General features: G+C 46.3%; 15 protein-coding genes and 1 tRNA gene. 12 read left to right on the top strand and 4 right to left on the bottom strand.

The window, feature by feature from the left end; translation table 11 throughout:
- Positions 1-39 precede the first annotated feature (39 nt).
- Complete coding sequence (locus tag QUB25_RS16300) at positions 40-1,257, top strand: glycosyltransferase (protein WP_333184196.1); 1,218 nt, start codon at positions 40-42, stop codon at positions 1,255-1,257.
- Positions 1,258-1,448: 191 nt separating this feature from the next.
- Here the strand turns inward: QUB25_RS16300 and QUB25_RS16295 are convergent, their stop codons facing one another.
- The gene (locus QUB25_RS16295) at positions 1,449-2,432 is read right to left on the bottom strand and encodes a DNA cytosine methyltransferase (protein ID WP_333184194.1); all 984 of its coding nucleotides are present in this window, start codon (positions 2,430-2,432) and stop codon (positions 1,449-1,451) included.
- Between the two features lie 78 nt (positions 2,433-2,510).
- Here QUB25_RS16295 and QUB25_RS16290 point away from each other — a divergent pair, with 78 nt between their 5' ends.
- The 3 genes from QUB25_RS16290 to QUB25_RS16280 all read left to right on the top strand — a co-directional run bounded on the left by QUB25_RS16290 (position 2,511) and on the right by QUB25_RS16280 (position 4,745).
- A complete protein-coding gene (locus QUB25_RS16290) occupies positions 2,511-3,770 on the top strand; it encodes a folylpolyglutamate synthase/dihydrofolate synthase family protein (protein ID WP_333184191.1) in 1,260 nt (419 codons plus the stop codon).
- Positions 3,771-4,005: 235 nt separating this feature from the next.
- Positions 4,006-4,293 (top strand): hypothetical protein, encoded by a 288-nt coding sequence (locus QUB25_RS16285; RefSeq protein WP_333184189.1) that lies wholly within the window; start codon positions 4,006-4,008, stop codon positions 4,291-4,293.
- Entirely contained in the window at positions 4,293-4,745 is a 453-nt protein-coding gene (locus QUB25_RS16280; RefSeq protein ID WP_333184186.1) for an Imm30 family immunity protein, read from the top strand. The genes QUB25_RS16285 and QUB25_RS16280 overlap by 1 nt, the downstream gene beginning before the upstream one ends.
- A 158-nt stretch (positions 4,746-4,903) precedes the next feature.
- On the opposite strand, the gene QUB25_RS16275 is transcribed toward QUB25_RS16280, so the two are convergent.
- Both QUB25_RS16275 and QUB25_RS16270 read right to left on the bottom strand, forming a co-directional pair.
- Positions 4,904-5,479, bottom strand: coding sequence for a Uma2 family endonuclease (locus QUB25_RS16275; protein ID WP_333184184.1), 576 nt, complete (start codon positions 5,477-5,479; stop codon positions 4,904-4,906).
- Between the two features lie 392 nt (positions 5,480-5,871).
- The gene (locus QUB25_RS16270; protein ID WP_333184182.1) at positions 5,872-7,155 is read right to left on the bottom strand and encodes a sugar ABC transporter substrate-binding protein; all 1,284 of its coding nucleotides are present in this window, start codon (positions 7,153-7,155) and stop codon (positions 5,872-5,874) included.
- A gap of 448 nt (positions 7,156-7,603) precedes the next feature.
- Here QUB25_RS16270 and pilM point away from each other — a divergent pair, with 448 nt between their 5' ends.
- From pilM to QUB25_RS16230, 8 genes are all read left to right on the top strand, one after another.
- On the top strand, positions 7,604-8,698 hold the full coding sequence (gene pilM, locus QUB25_RS16265; RefSeq protein ID WP_333062549.1) for a type IV pilus assembly protein PilM: 1,095 nt from the start codon (positions 7,604-7,606) through the stop codon (positions 8,696-8,698).
- Between the two features lie 406 nt (positions 8,699-9,104).
- Positions 9,105-10,004, top strand: coding sequence for a PilN domain-containing protein (locus tag QUB25_RS16260; protein WP_333184180.1), 900 nt, complete (start codon positions 9,105-9,107; stop codon positions 10,002-10,004).
- On the top strand, positions 10,001-10,801 hold the full coding sequence (locus tag QUB25_RS16255; RefSeq protein WP_333184178.1) for a pilus assembly protein PilO: 801 nt from the start codon (positions 10,001-10,003) through the stop codon (positions 10,799-10,801). Before QUB25_RS16260 ends, QUB25_RS16255 begins: the two co-directional genes overlap by 4 nt.
- Positions 10,802-11,171: 370 nt before the next feature.
- Positions 11,172-13,559: an AMIN domain-containing protein gene (locus QUB25_RS16250; protein ID WP_333184176.1), complete on the top strand. Its 2,388-nt coding sequence runs from the start codon at positions 11,172-11,174 to the stop codon at positions 13,557-13,559.
- Between the two features lie 715 nt (positions 13,560-14,274).
- Entirely contained in the window at positions 14,275-14,583 is a 309-nt protein-coding gene (locus tag QUB25_RS16245; protein WP_278187376.1) for an HU family DNA-binding protein, read from the top strand.
- A 15-nt stretch (positions 14,584-14,598) separates the two neighbouring features.
- Entirely contained in the window at positions 14,599-15,864 is a 1,266-nt protein-coding gene (locus QUB25_RS16240; protein ID WP_333184174.1) for a threonine-phosphate decarboxylase, read from the top strand.
- Between the two features lie 166 nt (positions 15,865-16,030).
- On the top strand, positions 16,031-17,506 hold the full coding sequence (locus QUB25_RS16235; RefSeq protein ID WP_333184171.1) for an NAD(P)/FAD-dependent oxidoreductase: 1,476 nt from the start codon (positions 16,031-16,033) through the stop codon (positions 17,504-17,506).
- Positions 17,507-18,127: 621 nt separating this feature from the next.
- Positions 18,128-23,602: an AAA family ATPase gene (locus QUB25_RS16230; RefSeq protein ID WP_333184169.1), complete on the top strand. Its 5,475-nt coding sequence runs from the start codon at positions 18,128-18,130 to the stop codon at positions 23,600-23,602.
- 410 nt (positions 23,603-24,012) lie between these two features.
- On the opposite strand, the gene QUB25_RS16225 is transcribed toward QUB25_RS16230, so the two are convergent.
- Positions 24,013-24,099, bottom strand: a tRNA-Ser gene (locus QUB25_RS16225).
- Between the last annotated feature and the right edge of the window lie 32 nt (positions 24,100-24,131).

Raw genomic sequence — 24,131 nt, 5'->3', positions numbered from 1 at the left:
GAAGTTGAAGTAATACTTACAATCATACTATAAAAACCTATGGCACGCGGCAACTACGAGCGACACAAACCATATTTACGCAACCCCCACGTCAACAAACCAATCGCCGAGATTTATGCAGACTTAGACGCCTTTACCTGGGAGATATTTGAGGATCAACCCCACCGCTTCGAGACCGTCAGTTTTTACGTCTTGCTTCCCCCATTGATGTACGAAGGAAAATTCATCAAAGGAATTTACTTCAGCGAAGCAGTCGAACTAATCAACAAACTATTTCCCGGATTATCATCAGTCTTTCATTCCTTTACCTATGCCCCCTGGATTGGATATTCTTGGGCACCGATAGCCGATGCTTACTCCAGCTTGTACAAAAACCCGCAACGGGATAAATGGTTTCGCGAAACTTATCCCGATCGCGCGCACAAACCAACTATACCCTTACAAGACTGCGACTTCATCAACGAATACTGGATTTCCCCCAGGAATGTCCCTGAAAAAGACATCGATTTACTCGCCGTCGCCCGAATTTCCGAAGAAAAGAACTTGCCAACAATTGCCAAAGCCTTAAAAGTTTACCGCCAAAAATACCCGCAAAAACCGATAAAATTAACAGTTATCACCGGACACGACTTTGATCCTAGCAACCTGAACACTCTCGACGAATGCGCCTTAAACGAATGGCGACAAATCGAGACAATTTTAACCAATCCCCAGGACTACATTAACTTATTACCGAGAGTAGACTACTACAGCGAAATGCCCCTGTATTATTCGCGAGCAAAAGCATTTGTACTCGGTTCTCTCCTCGAAGGAAAAAACCGATCCATCATGGAAGCCATGAGTTGCAACGTACCAGTAATTTGTTTCCAAGAATTCAATCAATACGCCAGAGGAGACTCGCCCGTTTTCCCCGAAGGTGCAGGGCTTTATGCTAAATTCAACCCAGAATCTCTCGCCGATACTATATATACAGTATTGGAAAATCGGACAGAATTCAGACCACGATATCAGTATTTAAAGCATTCCGGGCGCAAAAACTTTTTTAACACTTGTATAGACAGTTTTCCTTACTATCAGCACAACATTCCCGACTACAAGCCCGGAGATGCGATTAACAATTTGTGGCTAGATTTAGCAGTTCAGCAAAATTATCAAGTCAGCTTGAATAGCTTTTTGTACGGAGGTTCACCCATTTCTCACCTGCGCGGAATCAATGCGATTCAGCACAATCTCGGCGAGTTAACAAAATTTTTGTGATAATCTGTACAGCAAACTAGACTTATTGCATCAATCTTTGATTGATAGGGAAACCGCAGATAAACGCAGATAATTTTTAGTAAAACTCGGTGGTTGAAACTAATCCTAAACAAACTTTCGGCCACCTAAGCGTTGGCTTCCCCCACGCGGAGTAAAAAATCAACATATAGAGATTTGGCGTAAGTGTTGTTTCAGAAGGTCGAAATATCCTCAAAAATCTTACTTGCCAAAACTCTAGCCAAATTCACAGGAACAGCATTGCCGACCATTTTGTATCCATCAGCAATATACTTGTACTTAAAAATAAAATCATCCGGGAAAGTCTGAACTCTCGCGCACTCTCGCACAGAAAGCCGACGGTAAGGCTGAGGCGAATTGGGGTCAAAAATGCGCTTATCTTTGCCAACCAAAATCATTTTACTCGCTTGAGGATGGAGAGGTGCGTGTCGGCCGCTTGCCTGAATTGTAAAAGAAGGTTCTGACCAACTTCGCACTCGATTGCGCGACATATAAATGCTGGAAAACCCCAAATCCGCACATTCGTGATTTGGGACAGAATCGTGATAATTATCTAATTTACCCTTAACTGACATAGGGGCGATCGCCTGCAAATCAAAAATCGCATCTTTCAGCGTCAAAACATCGGTTCCAGGTTCGGGAAACTCAAAACCAAAACCCCGAGTTTCCCTATAGCCAACAACAATCACCCTTTGCCTATCTTGCGGTACACCAAAATTTCTAGCATTCAACAACTTGTACGAAACCCGATACCCGATGTCCTCAAACTGCGATAATATATAAGTGAAAGCATCCTTGTTTCTGGGAGCTAAGATTCCGCTAACATTCTCAGCTAAAAAAAACAAAGGCTGCTTGTCCCGCACAATTCTGATATAGTCCCAGAAAAGTTGACCCCGACTATCATCAATCCCCCGTTTCGCCCCCGCTTCACTCCAACTTTGACAAGGAGGCCCGCCGATAATCCCAATACAGTTGGGAATTTCATCAGAATTAATTTTTCTGATATCTCTGCGATCTAAAATAGTTTCAGGATGATTGAAATTATACGTATCCCAAATAGACTTATCATATTCATTCGCCCAAACCGCATTAAAGCCAGCTAAGCGAAAACCCCAATCCAACCCGCCACAACCCGAAAACAGAGAAATAATATTCATACCTATCGACATCTATCTCCTCTCTTCCTTCGCGCCCTTCGCGCCTTCGCGGTTCGTTAAAAAATCCAATAATCCTCAATGAATGCAGAATCTATCCTTCAATCTTACCAACATTTCGGCGTCCACCTCGGCCTAGAAAGAATTCACCAACTTCTCCAAAAACTAGACAACCCCCACCAACAAGTACCCATTATCCACATTGCCGGCACCAATGGCAAAGGTTCCGTTTGTGCTTATCTCTCTTCCGTACTAACAGAAGCAGGCTATCGAGTAGGACGCTACACATCCCCGCACTTAATCGATTGGGCAGAAAGAATTTGCATCAACCAAAAACCGATTTCCTCAACACAATTGCAGCAATGTCTCGAACGAGTTGTCGCCGCCACCCAAAACAACACCGAAACCCCTACTCAATTTGAAATAATCACCGCCGCAGCTTGGCTGTATTTCGCCGAACAAAAAACAGACATCGCCGTCATAGAAACTGGATTGGGCGGTAGATTAGACGCGACTAACGTTTGCGAAACACCTCTCGCTAGCGTCATCACTTCTATCAGTCTCGAACACTGGCAAATACTCGGTCCCACCGTCGCAGATATTGCTGGGGAAAAAGCGGGAATTCTCAAATCAAAGTGTCCGGCAGTTATCGGAGAATTGCCAGAATCAGCTAGAATAGTAATAGAAAAACGCATTCAAGAATTAGACTGTCCGGCCACTTGGGTAAAACCAGCAATAGATTTAGGACAAGGATTTGCAGAATATCAATTAACTCAAAATGCGGAGAAAATAAAATATCAATTGCCGCTGCTGGGAAAAATTCAACTAATGAATTCAGCACTTGCGATCGCAACTTTGCAAATTCTCCAAAACCAAGGATGGCAAATTTCCCCAACCGCCATCGAAAACGGTATCGCCAAAACCCAATGGCCCGGAAGACTCCAGCAGACAACTTGGAAGAACCGCAAAATATTAATTGACGGCGCGCACAACCCCGCTGCAGCGATCGCACTGCGCGAATATGTCGATAATCTTAACAGTTCCCAACCGATTAACTGGGTAATTGGGATTCTGGCTACCAAAGACTGCGATGATATTTTGAAAGCATTACTCAAAAAGGGCGATCGACTTTACCTAGTTCCCGTACCCGATCAAAACTCATCATCCCCCGCAAAATTAGCCGCCCTAGCTCAAATTATCTGCCCCGAATTAACTCTCTGTCAAGCCTTCCCCGACTTAACAACAGCTTTAGATGCTGCTGTTACAGGCGACAACCTAACAATCCTTTGCGGTTCGCTTTATCTCGTGGGCTATTTTCTGCAACAACAATCCCAAGCTTAAACGCATCCTGCCTTAAGATGAATTGTTCGGGTAAACTAGCAAGAGATGCTTCATAGACACTGGGTTTCTTGTGGTAATATCATGTCCGTTAGCAGCGAATAGGAGAATAGAAATAGCTAATTATACAAACAGACTTCTCCCAGGGGAAGGCGCAGTTGGATGTTACGGAGACCTGCTTAAAGCTGGACGAAGAGGCGATAATCTGACACCACATCACATTCCTTCTAATGGATTTATGGCAGCAAAGGTTCTTGGTTACAGCAGAGAAATGGGTATTGCTATAATGATGGAACACCCTTTGCCCGGTAAAGGAGGTCGTCATCGCCAGACTATCTCTTACGGACAATCTCCGAATCTCAGCTTGTTACCAAGGGAAGCACTAGCTAGAGAAATTAGCGATGCGCGAGCAATTTATCGCCGTCAGGGACTTTACACGCCACTAATTAGGCGCAGCTTACAGCAAGTTATTCAGTCAAATAAGTTAGCTTGGTTGGGCGTTTTTGAAAAGGGAGTAAATAGGTGATGAAGGAGAATAGCTGGATTACCATTTTGGTCGCTAATAAATTAATGCGATCTGCGGAAGAAGTAACAGCTTTTGAAAATGCTTTAGCGGAATTCGCGAAGCATCCTGAGAGTGAACATTTAGCAGATTTACATCTGATTTTAGACGATCGCTGCCAACAGCCGGAGGTGATGTTTAGCCTAATTCATTTTTTAGAATCTTTTGAAATGGAACAGCAGTTACAAGCATTTATCCGTGTCATTCCACAATTAATTGTTGTTGCCTCGGATTGGACAAGAATACTCCACAGTCGCATTTTGAATGATGAGGTTGCCTGCCGCTTGTATAGAAATCTGTTACATTCAATTAATGCTCACAGCCCCCATTTTATTCGACAATTGCTGGAAGAAAGTGCTGCCTATCGATTGACTCATCAAGATTCACCGATTGAGCTAGCTGCACAAGTTCATTAGCGTTTATCTCCACCGCTGATGAATATTTGGAAGTGCGATCGCGTTGAAGGAAAAGCTCGATAAGTAGAGTGGGCGATTCCCTACCGTACCCTACGGGAACCCCTACGGGGAACGGGAACCCCTGCGGGAAGATAGCTTCGCTTCACGCTATTTTTTCTTTAACCTTGTGTTTCTTCCTCAGTAAAGATAGGAGGCCACAATTCCGAAACGGGCAATTCCCAACCGGGAAAAAGTTCTGCGACTGTTAAGATATCGCCATTTCCTAAAACAGTCGGTTCACCTGTAGAGCGATAAATAGTCACTGTTTCTTCATCAGGATCGATCAGAATTCCGACGATCGCACCCAGCTCTATAAACTTCAAAACCTTGGTTTCTATAAGCTTAATGCGATCACTCTGAGATTTAATCTCAACCACCAAATCGGGGACAAGTTCTCCAAAATACCGCGGACTTTGGCGCAAGCGGGCGGCGCGCACAAAAGAAACATCCGGTACTTTGACATTCGTATCCGGCATGATAAAACCGCCTGCGGAGTCAAAAACTCTCCCCAAGCGACGGGGATTTATCCAAGCGAAAAGAAAGGCGATGAGACGGCTACTGATTTCACTGGATACGATGTCTGATGGCCCCATAACTGAAATTATCCCGTCTTCTAGTTCAATTTGGTAATCTAAACCCGCTTCGGAAAAAAGGGTTTGAACTTGGTTTAAATCTTTGAGCGTCATCGCTGGCATAAGAATTTTATCCTATTCTGAGCTGAGCTTTGATTTTAACACGAGTCAAATTTCTGAATATTTGAGGAATTCAGGCTATACTCCTACAAATTATCAATCAAGCTGAATTGATAAAGGCGATCGCACGGGATAAATAAACTCGGTTTCTGGGATGAGCAAGCCTTCTTATCAACAAACATTTACTTCTAAAATATTGGAGATTGTCTTATCCAGAGTTCTCCTCCGACTCCGCCTTGTGAAGAGGCGATAATTTCATCATTCGATAATAACTTAAAAGCTTATATGCTGATATATATGGCGGCACAATTTGCCATTATTTAACAATATTTCAAATTGCCTAAAAAAGCAAGGGGCTAGAGCAAATAAAATCCCGCCCCTGCTGCAATTCAAAACTACCTTTGCTCCCAAGCCTTAGCCGCATCAGCCACAGCCTGTTCTACCGATTTCTCCTCCAACATTGCCGCCTGCAAATTGTCATAAATCGCCTTTTGCAGCTTCTTAACATCCTTGAGAGGCGGAATCAATAGCTCGGCGGAACTCAACCCAGAAGCACTAACAACCCGAGCGCGATCGGCTGCAGGAGCGTCAGCCGGAACGTTCTTAAAATAATCGTCCTTTAAAGCCTCAACCGTAGAAGGCAAAACATTAGCAGCCTTAGCAAAAGCCAACTGATTTTGAGAATTAGTCACGTACAAAGCAAACTTGACAGCATCATCAGGGCGCTTGCTGTCGCGGGGCACAACCAAATTCATCACCGCCACAGTCTTCTTGCCGGTTTCCCCCGTAATTTGAGGCGCAGCAGCCGAAACAGCACCAATACTAGGAGCATTCTCAGCAATCGCCTTCAAAAACTGAGGCCCGGAAGCCAACAAAGAAGTTTCCCCAGCTTGATAAAGCTCGATCGCCCTGCGATGTCCCTGCACCAAAACATCCTGCGGCAAAAGTCCGTTCTTGTACAAATCTACCCAATACTGAAAAACAGCTTTGCCCTTAGCAGTATTAAAAGCCGCCTTGCCTTTAGCGTCAATCAAAGGCACACCCATCTGCACGAAAGATTGCAAAACTTCTGCCGAATCTTCCGGCACAAAAGTCACAAAAAAAGCAAACTTACCAGTCTTTTCCTTCACCTGCTTGGCAACAGTTGCCAACTCGGCATAGGTAGCCGGAGGCTTAGCAATTCCAGCCTTCTTCAACAACTCCGTATTGTAAATAGTTACCCCAGTCGTGAGATACCAAGGAATGCCAAAACTCTTGCCGTCGAGTACGCCAGCTTTCCAGATATTTGGCAGATAGGTCGATCGAACTTGCTGCGGAATCCGAGAATCCAAATCCAGCCAAGCATTGCGTCCCGCCAACAGCGAAGCAAAATCTGGATTTAGGTTCACCACATCCGGCGCAGTTTTCGCCGAAACAGCCCCCAAAATCTTGCTTTCCATCGCCGACCAAGGAACGTCCACCCAGCGCACCTTCACCCCCGGATTTTCGGCTTCAAAACCGGCGATCGTCTTGTTGAAATACTCAGTAAACTGAGGTTGAAGCTGCATAGTCCAGAACTCGATTTCCTGCGTATTATTTGCCTGGGAATTAACAGCCGGCTTGCCGCAACTCACCACCGCAGCCAGCAGCAGCCCCACCAGTCCAAAAACAGCAAACAGTTGCCAAGATTTACGTTTCATAGAATAAAATTTGAGAGTTATCGGAACCGTCAGACAAAAAAGCGTGAAGCGAAGCTATCTTCCCGCAGGGGTTCCCGTTCCCCGTAGGGGTTTCCGTAGGGTAGGGTAGAGAATCGCCCGAATCAAGCGCTATCGAGTCAGTAACAGAGTTTTGTACCTGGGCCCAGGAGCGAGATAGTCTGTTTTTGTGCAGAATCGGCAGGTTTTCGGTCGATTCTGCTGGAATTTATTGACATTCGCAGCAGAATAGCTATTGTCAAGTAAATTGGATAGCATAAAATCGGAACTAGCGATCGCGCAACACAGACGGAGCTGCGTAGCTACGGCGGGATACCGAGATTACAGCACTCTTGCGGCAGTTGGAAACCAACCCTCCAACACCGGGCACGCTGAATCAGGCTGGCCAACAACAAAAGAAAAAAATAGCAATTATCGGCGACCCAATCACATGGTTAACTTTTTCAAAGGTCTACTTTCCCAACGCCAGCCAGGAATCGGGATCGAAATAGCCCCAGACCGCATCAACATCATTCAGCTCGAAAAGAAAGCTCAGGCATTAAAATTAGGCATCCTAGCCTCCATAGAAGTTCCAGAAGACTATGTACAAGAAGGACAAATAGTCGATCCGCCGGGAATGGCAGAACTAATACGTACCGTCCTTGCCGACAACAAAATCAAAGCCAAGCGAGTAGCCACAGCCATTCCCGGCCGCGAAGCCGTCATCCGTCTCATCCCAGTTCCTGCAGAGCTCAACGAAGAAGAACTGCGGGATTACATGAACGCAGAAGCAGGACTGTACTTGCCGTTTCCCAGAGAAGACGCCGACGTAGACTATCAAAAAATAGGCCTTTTTGTAGATGACGACGGAGTAGAAAAAGTGCAAGTCGTGTTAGTAGCAACCCGCAGAGAAGTTACCGACACATACATCGAAACATTCAAAGAAGCCGGACTGATTATAGATGTATTAGAAGTAACCAGTTTTGCCCTAATCCGCACCCTCAAAGAACAACTGCAACAATTTTCCTCCCAAGAAGCAGCAGTTCTCACCGCCATAGAATTTGACAGCACCGAGTTAGCTATAGTAGTGGACGGCATACCTCAGTTCAACCGTACCATCCCGATCGGCACCTACCAAATCCAGACCGCCCTCAACCAAGCCATGAACCTGCCGCCAACCAGAGACACCAGTGAACTGCAAGGCATGACCCTGCCCGTCACAGATACAATGGGCGCATCGGGAGACGCCAATCCGGGAACAAATGCGATGATAAAAGTATTGGGAGAACTAGCAGACGAACTGCGCCGCTCAGTAGACTTTTACCTCAACCAGAGCGAAGAACTCGAAGTAGCGCAACTGCTGCTAGCAGGTCCTGGAGCTGCGATCGGCAAACTAGACGAATTTTTTATGCAAAGATTAAGCTTGCCCGCATCTCAAGTCGATCCCATCGAAACCCTAGGCCTCGAAATCAGCCAAGAAATTACCCCAGAACAGCGAGCAGGTTTAGGAGTCGCCCTAGGTTTAGGACTAAGGGAGGTTATGTGACCTAACAGTTTTAGATGAGAGAAAAACAGATTTGAGAATTTTAGGTAAAAACCCCTTCCAAAAGAAGAAGGCAGAAAGCAGAAGGTAGAATATTGGAGGTAGAAGATAGAAGGTAGAATATATCTGAGGTAGAAGCAGCCCCTTCCTTCAGTAGAAGGCAGAAAGTTGTTTCTTTCTTCCCTAAATAAATCCTTCACTTGTACCAGCAATCTTGGGTTCTGTCTAAAATCTCAAATTTCAAATTTAAATCTATAGCAACAGCCAAGACTGTTAGGACATTCTTAATTCCTGAAACATAAACGCTAGATCACTTTTTCCTTCTACCTTCTACCTTCTACCTCGTGCCTTCTACCTTTTACCTTGTGCCTTCTGCCTTCTACCTTCTGCTATAAAATCGAGTGAAGCCATGTACAGCCTAGATATTAATTTTCTCAACGACCGTCCCGACTACAAACCCGTTGCAACCAAAAGCCCAGCTAAAAAAAGTTCCGGTGGGGCCAAAGACCAACTGCCCATATATGGGGCGACGCTGTTTGCCCTTGGCATCATCGCCGCAGTCATGGGTGCCTGGTGGTGGGCGACTAACGAAAATACCAGCTTGGCCACAAAACAAGAAGCCATCGACCAAGAACTGGCCAAGTTAAACACTCAAGCCAACACCATCAAAGCCATCAACGCCGAAACCGACCAAGTTACCGCGGAATACAAAGCATTAGCCGGAGTATTCGACCAAATTAAGCCTTGGTCGGCGATGCTGCAAGACCTCAGTGCTCGTACTCCGGCGGGAGTCCAAATTGGCAAAATCGAGCAAATCGACCCAAGTCCCTCCCCCGTTGCAGCAGCACCCCCACCCCCTGCTGCAACTCCCGCAGCCTCCCCAGGGGCGAGTCCGTCTCCAGCAGCTAGCCCCACCCCGGCAGCACCTCCCCCCGCCGTCGTCCCGCAGCAGGCATCAAAAGTACAAATTTCAGGGATAGCCAGTACCTTTGCTCAAGTTAACGACTTTATGTTGCTAGTCCAGCGCTCTCCTTTCTTCCTTAACACCGATACAAAACTGATAGCGGCCACATTAAAAAACAACCCCGCACAATTACAAGTGCGTAACGAAAACGCAGCACCAGCAGAACTTCCCAAACTGCGACCGGTGGTGGAATATAAAATTGAAACGACACTCAGCCCGACGGGGGCCTCCGAGTTGCTCCCCGAGCTGCGAAGCAAGCAAGCAGACGGCCTAGCAATACGGATAGAAACACTTCAAGAAAAAGGAGTGCTAGAACCACAAAAACCAGAGGTGAAAAAACAATGACAGCAAATCAGTTTATTCCCAGCGGCGCACAAGCAGAAGAGACAGGGGGTCAGGAACTATTCGGCATTAAGCTGACACCCCAAGTCCAAGCAATCGGCATCGCGGTTCTCGGCCTCGTCATTGCCGGTGGCATTGGCTACCAGTTCGTACTGCCCGAATTCCAAAAAAGAGACGCATTCAAGCAAAAACTTAGCGAAAGCGAGCAAACGCAACTGCAATTGCAAACTCAAATTCAAAAAAAGGCAGAAGCAGAAGCAAAGCAAGAAGAAGCAAAACAGCGCCGGGCAAACGTGACGGCAATGTTTGCCAGCGACGCCAGCGCCAACACGCTTTTGCTTGACCTGACCCAACTCGTTAATAGAATCAACGCCGGCGTGCAAGGAGATGACCTCAAGGCTAAAATTACCAAATTTGAGCCGGATATGCCCCCAGCAGCAGCAACCGCCGCGCCGGGAGCTCCAGACCCTGATATTCTGGCAGATACCTCCTTCGGGCCGTCCCTGGCTGGCAAGCTCAGACGCAAAAAATTTAAGGTAGAGTTTGAAGGCACTTTCGCTCAAACCCGCAATTTTATGCGTAACTTGGAGTTGATGCAGTCGCTGTTGGTAGTTAGGAATTTGAAATCTGAATTGCTAGCATCAAATGAGCCAATTGAAGTTGACTTTTTGAAAGGGAAAATAGTTCCTGTGGAGCAGCCGCCAACTAAAATTAAAACTGCTTTTGACTTGCACGCGCTGCTGCCGTTAAAGCAAGAAGAAAAACCGCCAACTCCGGCTCCGAGTCCTGGTGCTAAGTAGCGGTTGTTGGGCGGATAGATATTAGCTATTGTTCCCAACTTGCTTTTTCACAAACAAAGAGAAGGCAGAAGGTTTAATTTTGAAGATTGAAGGTAGAAGTAAAAAAATATGAATGCCACAAAAAAAAATTATATGGCAATCAAAAATTTGCTCTAGAACCTACTTTCTTCTAATACCAAGTTTCCCAAAAAGGGAACTGTAGGATAGTTTCTAACCATTATGTCAGCGGTTATTCCCTCGAAAATATAAAATCGAAAAGGGCATAACTTCTGCTTTTAAATAGACTCGAAGCGAGAATCTTTCAGTCAGTTTAGCAGCTAGCGACAAAAGACTGCGAACAAAAAATACAAATTGTAGTTGAGGAGAGAACGTGAAACAGCATCTACGGTTAAGTGGAGGACTCTTATGCAGCGTTGCAGGAGTTCTGATCGCCCAAGCCCCCGTCTTGGCAGTGCCGACTCAAGTCACAGGAGTGCAAGTAAGTCAAGGTAATAATGGCGTAAATATTGTCATGGCGACAGAAAAGGGCGATCGCCCGCAAGTTTTCGCCATCAATAACGGCAATACTTACCAAGCCACAATTATCAACACCCAGCTTCGCTTGCCACAAGGCAACAGCTTCCGTCAAGATAACCCCGCTCCGGGAATTTCTTCAGTAGAAATCAGTCAGGTAGAGGCTAACAGCATCCGCGTTGTTGTAGCCGGCACCAACGGAGTTCCCAACGGACAAATTGTGCCGGGACAAGGCCAAAGCATCGTCCTCAGCGTTGCCGGACAGGGTGGCACAGTACAGTCTGCCCAAACTCCACCCCCGCCCCCTCCGGGACTGCCGCTGACCCAAACAGCTCCCCGGCCGGCTCCCCAAGTCCGCACCTCGCAAAACCCAGGCGTGCTGCTGCCAAATCCCGAAGTTAGTGTTACCAGAAACGATCGCCCGCCCCTCCCCAGCGAAATTCAATCCCAGAGCAATCAGGCTGCGCCTTTCCAACCCAGGGCAGTTGCTCCGCCCTTGGGAGATATCGCAGTGTCTAACATCGCCCCCGGCGCGGGAAATATTGAACTGAGTTCGGGAGAACGCATCCCCCGCTTGGTGCTGCGGGATGCCCCAGTCCGGGACGTTTTGGCTCTGCTGGCCCGCGCTGCTGGATTGAACATCGCTTTTACAGGCGGTGCGGCCCCTGGTCAACCGGGTCAGCCCGCAGTGCCTGGTCAGCCAGGAGCCTCCGGTTCAGATGAAGGGCCGAAGATTTCTTTGGACATCGAAAATGAGTCGGTGCAAGATGTCTTTAATTACGTGCTGCGGCTCAGCGGACTGCAAGCTAACCGCCAGGGGCGGACGATTTTTGTAGGGACTAGCTTGCCGATCGACTCGCGCAATATTATCATTCGGACTCTGCGGCTCAATCAAGTTCGCTCTACGGATGCAGCTAACTTTTTGAGCGCTCAAGGCGCGGAAAGTCAACTGCCGATTACTCGGGTGACTATTCAAAGCGTGGGCCAGGGAAATGCGGCGCGGGATGTGGAAATTCGGGAACCCGACATTAAGGCGATCGGCGCTACCCAAGGCACGGGGCCGCTCTTGCTGAGGGGACTGTCGGTGCTGGCGGATGCGAGGCTCAATTCCATCACTTTGGTGGGCGACCCGCGCAAAGTTGACATGGCTGTGGCTTTCTTGACACAGCTAGATTTGCGCCGCCGTCAAGTGGCTGTCAACGTCAAGGTGATCGATATCAACTTGTTGGGAGACAACAGAACTAACAGCAGTTTCTCTTTCGGAATTAATGACAGTTTCTTTGTCAATGACAATGGGGCGGCCACTCTCAATTTTGGCGGCATCAATCCGCCCAATGCAAACGCTCTCGATGGGAGCTTGACCGGTAGGCCGATCATCGGCAACCCTTTAGGAGACCTGGAGCCTTTCTACGATGCGAACGGCCGGCGTATCGTGCCGTTTACAGGTCAAGGTCTCGATGGCCCCGCCAAAGGTGTGTTCCTCCAGCCGACAGCCCCAGTTACTAATGACCCTACGCGAGTTGGAATTACGGATTACGAGCCTGGATCGAGGACAACTTCGGGAAGTGCAGAGTTCGCCCTGTTCCCGGCGTTCCAGTATCCCAGGAGGTTCCTGTCGGCGTTGCAGGCCACTATTCAGAGCCAGAATGCCAAAATCCTGACCGATCCGACTCTGGTGGTTCAAGAAGGAGAAACGGCGAATGTGAATATTACTGATGAGGTGATCACTAACATCACGTCCCAAACCCAGAGTACCGGCAATACAAGTACCACAACGGTGACGGCTGTCAAAGACAGGGCTGGTTTGCAGTTGGGGGTGGCGATCGACCGGATTGACGATAATGGCTTTGTCTCTCTGCGGGTGAATCCGATTATCAGGACACCTGGCGGCGAGCAAAACCTGGCCACGGGCGCGAACACCAATACTATCAGGCTGCTGGGCGAGCGCTCGTTGCAATCGGGGTTAATTCGCCTGCGGGACGGTCAGACTTTGATTGTTTCGGGGATTATCCGCGACGAAGAACGGGTTACAGCGAACAAGATTCCGATTTTGGGAGATTTGCCGATTATCGGTTCGCTGTTCAGGAGTACCAATAAGGCTAACCAGCGGGCGGAGTTGATTGTATTGCTGACTCCGCAAATTTTGGATGATAGCGATCGATCGAACTTTGGCTACCAAAACAACATTAGTCCCGACGCGCGCCAACTGTTGCAGCGCAGTCAGCCGGTCCAGCCGAGACAGTAGGAACAAAGGAAAAATGCCTTGCTGTCAACTTTCCACGCTCTTTCCCCTGAGTCCGACAGTCCTACAGTCCGACAGGGGTTGAAACCCCTGCCTCAAAGCTTTAGTCCTCTAAAAGAGGACTAAAGCACTCATTAGTCCTATGCAAGAGGAGTATAAATCACTCTTTCAGTCGTCTTCAGACGACTTCAGCTATGAGACAGGGACTTCAGTCCCTGGCGGGTTTCGAGAGAATGAAACAGCCCGACCCCACGGGGGCAAGAAAGAGGGGAAAGGAAGAAGGAAGAAGGAAAAAAATTTTCCTTTAGCCCTTGACAAATTACATTTTATTCCTTCTATTTCTCCTTTTTTAAGGCTTTCAAATCCACCGAGGCGAGAAATCTTCTCTCCAAGGTGGTATTTTTTTACCTAAATTTTGGGATTAATTAAAAAAATTGTCCAAATCCATATAAATTAAAGGTTCCACCGATCCATAACGGTCGGCAAGACTTTAGAATAATGCAGTGAAAATTAGATGCTGTGGGGTTTTCAGCAGTTAGAAACAAAAATTCCTTTTCTGACCAATTATCCTAGGGTAATTGGTATTCAGCAGGAGTTGTGATTCGGGGAAGCGGACGGGAGCAATCGGGAACCACCCAAACCTCCCAATCCACACCTCAATCGAGTTGATAACTCACGGCTAATAGTTGAACTAAGTCTGTTTAACGTAATTTTGCAAATCCAGAAGGAGTTCGCAATGAACAAAGGTGAATTGGTTGATGCAGTCGCGGAAAAGGCTAGCGTGACGAAAAAACAGGCAGATGCTGTTTTGAGTGCCGCCCTCGAAGCAATCATGGAAGCTGTCTCCGATGGCGACAAGGTGACGCTTGTCGGTTTTGGCTCGTTTGAGTCGCGGGAACGCAAGGCTCGCGAGGGTCGCAATCCCAAAACTGGCGACAAGATGGAAATCCCGGCAACCAGAGTTCCTGCATTTTCCGCAGGGAAGTTGTTTAAGGACAGAGTTGCACCCCCGAAAAACGCAGAATAGCTGGCGAACTGAGTCTTGATTAGACCTGTACACGGTGGGAATTTAGCTTGGGCAGCCGCACTGGCAGGCTGCCCTCCCTCTGCTATTCTCGATTTTTCTGCGAGTATCAGTCCTTTGGGCCCTCCTGAGTCGGCCCTGGCTGCGATTCAATCAAACTTGAGCAGTCTGACGGCTTACCCAGACCCGGATTATGGGGAGCTCAGGACTGCTTTGGGGGAGGCTTTGAATGTGGACCGGGATTGGATTTTGCCAGGGAATGGTTCGGCGGAATTGTTGACTTGGGCGGCTTGGGATTTGTCGAAGCTGGAGGCGACTTATTTGGTGACTCCGGCTTTTGGCGATTACTGGCGGGCTCTTTCGGCTTTTGGCGCGCAGGTACTCAAATGCCATTTGGATCTTAAATCTTGCACCATTGTCAAGAACGAGCAAGATGCCCATTCCACAAAAGATGAATTTTCTTGTGGAACAGGCAAGATGCCTGTTCCGAAACAAGTAATTGAGAAGGGTGCGACATCTCAGTTGGATCTGAAATCGTTGGACGCGGAGGCTGGAAGCCGGTTAGTAACTGATGATTTGTCGGTTTCTAACCCTTCCCTTATCTCCCCTTCTCTCCGTCTCCCGGTTCCTCTTGCTCTTGATGCCGATCATCGACTAGGTTTGCTCCTGAACAACCCGCACAATCCTACGGGTTTGCTATTTGGTAGGGAGGCGATTTTGCCTTATTTGAAGCAGTTAGGTATGGTGGTGGTGGATGAGGCCTTTATGGACTTTCTACCGCCTTCTGAGCAGGAAACTTTGATCGATGCTGTTGAGGAGTTTCCGAATTTGGTGATTTTACGATCGCTCACTAAATTCTATTCTCTGCCGGGACTGCGGTTGGGCTGCGCGATCGCCCATCCCGATATTCTGCGTCGCTGGCAGCAGCAGCGCGATCCTTGGCCTGTAAATGCTTTGGCTGCTGCTGCTGCTGCTGCTGTGGTGCGAGATACTGTTTTTGAGCGGCAAACTTGGGATTGGCTGCCTGTTGCTCGCCGAGAGCTATTTGAGGGTTTGGCTAATTTGCCTGGTTTGCAGCCTTTTGCAGGGGCGGCTAATTTCTTGTTGGTTGAGTCGTCGATGTCGGTTTCTTCAATTCAAAAAAGTCTGTTGGAACGACACCGGATTTTGATTCGGGATTGTTTGAGTTTTCCTGAGTTGGGCGATCGGTTTTTTCGGGTGGCTGTGCGCTCAAGGGCGGACAATCTGCGGCTGATTGCTGGACTTGCCGAAGTTATTCGTTAGCTGACAGTTGACAGTTGACAGTTGTCAGTTGTCAGTTGACTCTTTACAATAAATAACAAATAACTCATAAATAAATAACAAATAACTCATAAATAAATAACAAATAACTCATAAATAAATAAATAACAAATAACTAACAGATAGCTAACAACTGACTTCTTTATTTATGCTTGACTATGATTTAGTGATTATTGGTGGAACTCCGGCCGGACGTTATGCTGCTTTGACTGCAACTAATTTCCCGGCTCGCGTTGCTTTGGTGGAACCGCTAAGTAATTCCCAAGATTCGCCGACTGGGGGGAAAGAGTCGATCGACCTTGGTTTGAGATACAGCCAAACTTTGAGGGAGGCTGCTCGTTTTGCCCAGCAGATCAGCCGCCAGCAGTTGGGGGTGCGTTGGGAAGTCGCGAATTCCTCCATGCCGCTCAAATTGCGGTTTGAGGGGGTTCTCAAGTGGGCAGATGATGTTGTTTCTAATTTGTCAGAAATTGATTCTCTCGGCCTTTTGGCTGCTCGCGGGGTCGATGTTATTTTTGGCAACGGCGAGTTTGTTGCGAAACCGGATTTGGCTTTTGTTGTCGGCGGGCGTTCATTGCGATCGCTCTGTTATTTGCTGGCTTGTCCAACTCTGCCGACGATTCCTAATATTGAAGGACTTTCATCTGCTGGCTTTTTTACTTCGGAAACTGTTGGGGAATTAGCAAAACTTCCACAGTTGCCTAAAAGTTTGGTTGTAATCGGCGCAGATCCCAGCGGTGTTGAAGTGGCTCAGACTTTTGCTCGGCTGGGGGTTGCTGTCACTTTGGTAGTGAAAAGTTCGCACATTTTGGCTAAAGAAGACCGGGAGGCTGCTGGGTTGGTTCAAGCTGCAATGGAAGCTGAAGGAGTGCGAATTCTGACTGCTACTGAGGTGACTCAAGCGAGGGTGATTGATGGTAAGAAGTGGATTCAAGCTGGGCCAAGGGCGATCGAAGCTGAGGAGATTTTTCTGGCCGCCGGTAGAGGACACAATTTTTCATCGTTAAATCTCGAAGTGGCTGGGGTTAAATTCAGCGATCGGGGGGTGATTTTAAATGAAAAGCTGCAAACAACTAATCGCCGCATTTACGCGATCGGCGATCTTGCTGGGGGTTATCCGTTCCCTCACATCGCTAATTGCGAAGCTGCGGTTGCTGTGAAAAATGCTTTGTTTTTGCCGATGTTTCAAATAGATTATCGCGGGATTCCTTGGGCGATTTTTTCTGACCCGCAATTGGCGAGGGTTGGCTTGACTGAAGCGCAAGCAAGGCGCCGTTTTGGAGACGATCTCATTGTTTGTCGGGAATATTTCAAGAATGTTGAAAGAGCTCAAATGTCCGGGGATACAACTGGTTTTTGTAAGATTGTCGGGCGTCGCAACGGGGAGATTTTGGGAGCGAGTATTGTGGGGCCACAAGCTGCTGAGTTGATTCACGCGATCGCCTTGGCTGTGCGTCACGGGATGAAGGTTGAGGCGATCGCCGAACTTCCTTATATTTGGTCGAGTTTTTCGGCAATTAACGGTCAAACTGCTGCTGTTTGGGAGTCGCAGCGCTTGGGCAGCAATACTTTTATGCAGAATTTGTGGGAGAATTTGTTTCACTGGCGCAGGTATTGGAAGTGAAACAATCAAAGGGGTAATTTGTAATTTGTAATTGGTAAATATGTGAGTGGCAAAATATAATTGATTTGGGCTAATTCCATAGTCTAGTTACGAACTTTTGCATTTAATGCCTGATTCACTTATTAGATTGGGCCAGCTTGTTGTGGCATCTCGACAAATAATTCTGCTGGCGATCCCATGAATCCCAATTTATCCCAAATTTGACACACAAACTCAATTTTTTCTGCTTCCGGCTTTAAATTCCGCTGCGATCCAATTGTATTAATGACATTAAATTATCACCTAAACTATACATTAACATTTAATAGGCGATCGCATACAAGCATTGGTGTCAAAAATACTCTTAAGTACCTGATTAGTCTCTTAAATTCCTCTTCTATCAACTGCTGTCCTTCACTCAGCCGTAGCCTCCTTCATTTTCTACTTAGTCTTAACTCAAGTATAAACAGCTCTTACATAAACAATTCAAGTATTGTTTTAAACTCGTGCTTTCATAAGTTGAACCACAAAGTATATTAAGAAAAATGTAATACACTGAATACCACAGCAGATAGAGCGACAATAGTAGATATCAACTCTCAGAAACTTCAGGCTTTATAGAAGTAGTAGGAATACGTAGGTATGACTAGCATCACAAATCTTGTTCTAGGATATCACATAAACGAGCAAATATACGCAGGTAATCGAACTCTAGTTTATCGTGGCATTCGCTCGGAAAATGGGCAGCCAGTCGCGATCAAACTGCTGCGAAATGACTTTCCCCGCTTCAACGAACTGGTTCATTTCCGCAACCAGTACATCATTGCTAAAAACTTAGAGATCCCTGGCAGTGTTAAGGCATACAGCCTGGAGACTTACCAGAACCACTATGCTCTGGTGATGGAAGACTTTGGCGGAATTTCCTTAAGTAACTACCTTGCTAGCCTCGCATCCGATAGCAACGAACCTCTAGAAGGCTTGCCCGTTAACGAGTTTCTTCCCATTGCCATTCAAATTGCCAACGCCCTTGACGGACTTTATCGCCACCACGTCATCCATAAAGACCTCAAGCCCGCCAACATTCTAATTAACCCCACGAGCAAAGAAGTGAAGCTGATTGACTTCAGCATCGCTTCCCTGCTGCCTCGCGAAACCCAAGAAATTCAAAATCCTAACGTCCTCGAAGGCACTTTACCCTACATATCTCCAGAACAAACTGGCCGGATGAACAGGGGTATTGACTACCGCACAGATTTCTACTCTCTAGGAGTAACATTCTACGAATTACTAACAGGAAAGTTACCATTTCAAACAGATGATCCAATGGATTTGGTACACTGTCACCTCGCCAAACAACCTATCCCAGCCTCAACGATCAACCAGAGTGTTCCATTGGTGCTGTCTGAGATTGTCAGCAAACTGATGGCGAAGAATGCTGAAGCTCGGTATCAAAGCGCCCTAGGACTCAAGTTTGATTTGGAAACTTGTTTATTCCAGTGGCAAGAGACAGGGGCGCTGACTAACTTTAAAATAGGGGAGCGAGATTTGTGCGATCGCTTTACTCTTCCAGAAAAATTATACGGTAGAGAAAGCGAAGTATTCTCCCTGCTAGCGGCCTTTGAGCGCGTCAGTGGGGGAAGCACCGAAATGATGCTCGTTGCCGGTTTCTCCGGCATTGGCAAAACCGCTGTTGTCAACGAAGTTCACAAACCAATTGTGAGACAGCGAGGCTACTTTATTAAAGGCAAATTTGACCAATTTCAACGCACCCTTCCCTTTTCAGCATTTGTCCAAGCTTTTCGCGATTTAATGGGACAATTGCTGTCAGAAACAGATGCTAAAATTGAAGAATGGAAGTTGAAAATTTTGGCAGCTTTGGGCGATAGCGCTGGGGTGATAGTTGAAGTCATTCCCGAACTCGAACGTATTATCGGCTCGCAACCGCCAGTCCCAGAACTTTCTGGCAGTGCCGGGCAAAATCGCTTCAATTTGTTGTTTGAAAATTTTATTCAATTATTCACAACAAAAGAACATCCTTTAGTGATTTTCTTGGACGATTTGCAATGGGCAGACTCAGCATCGTTAAAATTAATTCAATTGCTGATGAGTGCTGCCGATAACTGCTATCTCTTATTAATTGGAGCTTATCGAGATAACGAAGTGTTTCCAGCACATCCATTGATGCTGACCTTAGCAGATATTCAAAAAACTGAAGCAAAGGTGAATGCGATTACCTTAGCTCCGCTCGCTCAAGCAGACGTAAATTGTTTAGTGGCCGATACTCTAGCTTGTTCTACAGCGTTGGCTCTGCCTTTGACAGAACTCGTTTATCAGAAAACCCAAGGCAATCCATTTTTCAGCACACAATTCCTTAAATCTTTGCATGAAGATGGGCTAATTAAATTTAATTTTGAAGAGCGGTATTGGCAGTGCGATATTGCCCGAGTGCGAACCTTGGCACTAACAGATGATGTAGTAGAATTTATGGCACTTCAGTTGCGAAAGTTGCCAACCCAGACACAGGAAGTTTTAAAGTTAGCTGCTTGTATTGGCAATCAGTTCGATTTAGGTACTTTAGCAATTGTTAATGAAAATTCGCCCGTAGAAACCGCAACCGCTTTATGGAAGGCACTACAAGACGGGCTAATTTTACCCATTACCGAAGTTTATAAGTTTTATCAAGCAGAGGGGAATAGCGAATCGGTAATCGGTAATGGGAAGGAATCTGACCAATTATCATTGACCCATGACCAATTACCCAAATATAAGTTTTTACACGATCGCGTCCAACAAGCAGCCTATTCTCTCATTCCTGAAGACCAAAAGCGCTCTACTCACTTAAAAATAGGTCAACTGCTGTTAAAGAATACGCCAGAAGCCGATCGAGAAGAAAGAATTTTTGATATTGTCAATCACTTAAATGTGGGAGTTGAGCTAATTACCCCGGAGGCAGAACGGGAGCAATTAGCAAGATTGAATCTGGTTGCTGGAAAGAAAGCCAAAGCTGCTACCGCTTATGCTGCTGCGGTTGAATATTTCAAGATTGGCAAGGAATTACTGACAGCCAATAGTTGGGATAATCAATACGAACTAACTTTAGGGCTGCATACCGAAGCAGCAGAAGCGGCATATCTCAGCGGTGACTTTGACGGGATGGAAGAATTAGCCTCAGTCGTGGAAAGCTGTGCCAAAATACTACTGGACAAAGTGAAAGTATATGAAGTACAGATAGAAGCTTGTATGGCGCAAAATAAGTTACAGGAAGCGCTGAATACGGGACTACAAGTTTTAAAACTGTTGGGGGTAGAGTTTCCCTCGGAGCCAAATCCGTCTGATATTGGGCAGGCATTAGGCGAAACTGCGGCAATTTTGAACGAGAAGCGAATTGAGGATTTAATTGAGCTGCCTCAAATGAAGGAGCCCTATAAACTAGCAGCCATAAGACTTTTATCAAGTATCTTTGCTACTGCATACCTTGCTGCTCCTGCACTGTTGCCTTTGACTGTATGCAAACAAGTACAATTATCCGTCCAATATGGGAATGCTTCCGTTTCTCCCTTTGCTTACGCCAATTATGGTTTTCTTCTTTGTGGAGTTGTGGGAGATATTGATTCAGGTTATCAGTTCGGTCAATTGGCTTTAAGTCTAGCGTCAAAGTTAAATTCTCAAGAAATCAAAGCCAAGACAGCTTTCGTAGTAAATTTCTTTATCCGACATTGCAAAGAGCATCTCAGAGAAACCTTAGAGCCTTTGGTGTCAGCTTATTCTAGCGGAATGGAAACAGGAGATATAGAATATGCAGCCTATAATTTATTACAGTCTTCCTGTTCAGCTTACTATAGTGGCAAAGAACTCGCTCTCCTTGAAAGAGAGATAGCAAGAAACAGAGATGCTATTGATAAAATTAAGCAAAAAAAGCCGCTTAATTATATAGAGATTTATTGGCAGGCTAGCTTGAATATGCTGGGAAAAAGTAACAATCCCTGCATTCTAAAGGGTGAAGCCTACGATGAGGATATCAAGTTGACAGTTTACCAGCAAACAAATGACCAAATAGGATTTGCATACATATATTTACACAAGTTTTTACTTTGTTATTGCTTTGAAAAATACTCAGAATCGATTGATAATATCGCTCTAGCAGAGAACTATTTAAATGCAGTAATAGGAATGCCCGTTGTTCCTGTTTACCATTTCTACGATTCTTTGGTGCGGTTAGCGGTGTATTCTGACACTCCACAGTCAGAACAAGAGAAACTTCTCGACAGAGTACAAGCTAATCAAGAAAAAATGCAAAAATGGGCACATCATGCCCCCATGAATCATCTGCATAAATTCTATCTAGTGGAGGCAGAACGGCATCGGGTGTTAGGCGAAAAAATAGAAGCGCTTGAGATGTACGACAAGGCTATTGCTCTGGCCAAAGAGAATGGATACCTCAACGAGGAAGCACTGGCTCACGAACTAGCAGCCAAATTTTATTTGTCATGGGGCAAAGAAAAAATTGCCAAACCATATTTAATTGATGCTTACTATGCTTACGCTCGTTGGGGAGCAAAAGCAAAGATTGACCATCTAGAACAGCGCTATCCCGAATCGCTTGCTGTGATCCTGCAACAAGAGCGAACTCGCCAGAATTCGAGCGAAACAATTCACACATCCACCCATAGCGAATCATCCATATCTAACACGAATAGAACAATTATCGGTAGCACCAGCAGTTGGGGCTTAGTAGATTTGCCGACAGTTATCAAAGCTTCTCAAGCTCTATCTAGCGAAATTAAACTCGATCAATTGCTCACTACCCTCCTGCAAGTGGTGGTGAAGAATGCCGGAGCACAAAGCGGAGCATTAATTTTGAATGAAGAGGGAAACTGGAGGCTCAACGTCCACTGCACAAACCGTCAAGACTGCCTTCTGCAATCAATTCCGGTTGAGGAGAGCGAAGTAATTCCTCTGAGCCTGCTCAACTACGTCAAGCGTACAAAAGAAACCCTGATTTTTGATGATGCTAGCAATCAACCAAGATTTGCATCTGACCCCTACATAATCCAACACCAACCTCAGAGCCTGCTTTGCACTCCCATCAGCGAGCGAGGGAAAATGATGGGGATTTTGTATTTGGAAAATAATTTAGCAACAGGGGTATTCACGGGCGATCGCGTCGCCATCCTCAATATCCTGTGTTCGCAAGCAGCAATTTCCTTACAGAACGCCCGACTGTATCAGCAATCCCAGGAATATGCCCAAAAACTAGAGCAGTCTATCCACGATCTCAAACAGATGCAGTTGCAATTGGTACAGGGTGAGAAAATGTCTGCTCTGGGAAATTTAGTCGCAGGGGTAGCCCACGAAATTAACAATCCCGTAGGCTTTATCGCCGGCAACTTGCAACCGGCTCAAGAATACGTCGGGGATTTATTCAACTTGATCGATCTCTATCAAGAAACATTTCCCAATCCGGGAGGGGAAATTGAAGCAGAAATTAAGGATATGGACTTGGAGTATTTGCGAGAAGATTTGCCCAAGTTAATTGGCTCAATGAAGGAAGGAGTCGATCGCATCCGCAATATCAGTACGAGTTTGAGAACGTTTTCCAGGGCAGATAGCGATCGACCCGTTTCTTTCAATATTCACGACGGACTCGAAAGCACTCTGCTGATTCTCAAGCACCGTTTAAAAGCCAGCGAGTTCCGCCCTGCCATTGAAGTTGTGAAAGAGTATGGTAACTTGCCCCTAGTGAAATGTTTTCCCGGACAGTTAAACCAGGTATTTATGAACGTACTGGCAAATGCCATTGACGCTCTGGAAGAGTCAAATAAGGAGCGCAGTTTTAAGGAAATTAAAGCCCGACCTAATCAAATCACGGTTCAAACTGCTCTGAGCGAAGATAACAATCAGGTTTTGATTCGCATTAAGGATAATGGAGTGGGGATGTCGAACTCAGTCAAGGAAAACATCTTTAACCACTTATTCACCACCAAATCTGTGGGTCAAGGGACTGGATTAGGATTGTCTATTGCCCACCAAATTGTTGTGGAAAAACATCGAGGTACGTTACTCGTGAATTCCTCCCTCGGTCAGGGTTCGGAGTTTGTGATTTCTATTCCGGTATGAGCAGTTTGTGCGAGGCTTTAACGCATAGAACACCGCCTCCCAACTCGGAACCCCGTTATTAGAAGAAAGAGGACACGGGGAACGGGCAACAGGCTCTCTTGCTCTCAGGCTAGGAACTAGCGGCTACAAACTAGGGAAACAAAGAATCTAGACTAATTCCCCCATCCTCCGCCCGCACCTTATTCGTGATTGAGACAGCGGTTTGGAACCGCCCGCTTTACCTAACACTCTTCCCTTTTTTTGTGCCCTGTTTTGAGTTAAGAGTTTCCTTGAGATTTTAAGCCTCTACCTTACCGAAATGAAAGCAGCTATCATGCTACTGAGATTGTGGAGTTAAACTTCATAATATGACAAGGCGCGCGCACCCTAGGTTAATAAGGTGCGCGCTTGACGCTTGACGCTGAGATGTACGGAGAGGGTGGGATTTGAACCCACGTTAGAGTTACCCCTAAAGTAGATTTCGAGTCTACCGCATTCAACCGCTCTGCCACCTCTCCAATTGATTTGAGATGTGAGCTAAAACTATTTT

The organism is Microcoleus sp. B3-D7, from assembly GCF_036705305.1.
Lineage (GTDB): Bacteria > Cyanobacteriota > Cyanobacteriia > Cyanobacteriales > Microcoleaceae > Microcoleus.
Note: the sequence above shows the minus strand (reverse complement) of the source record. Positions and strands in the feature narration are given on the sequence as shown.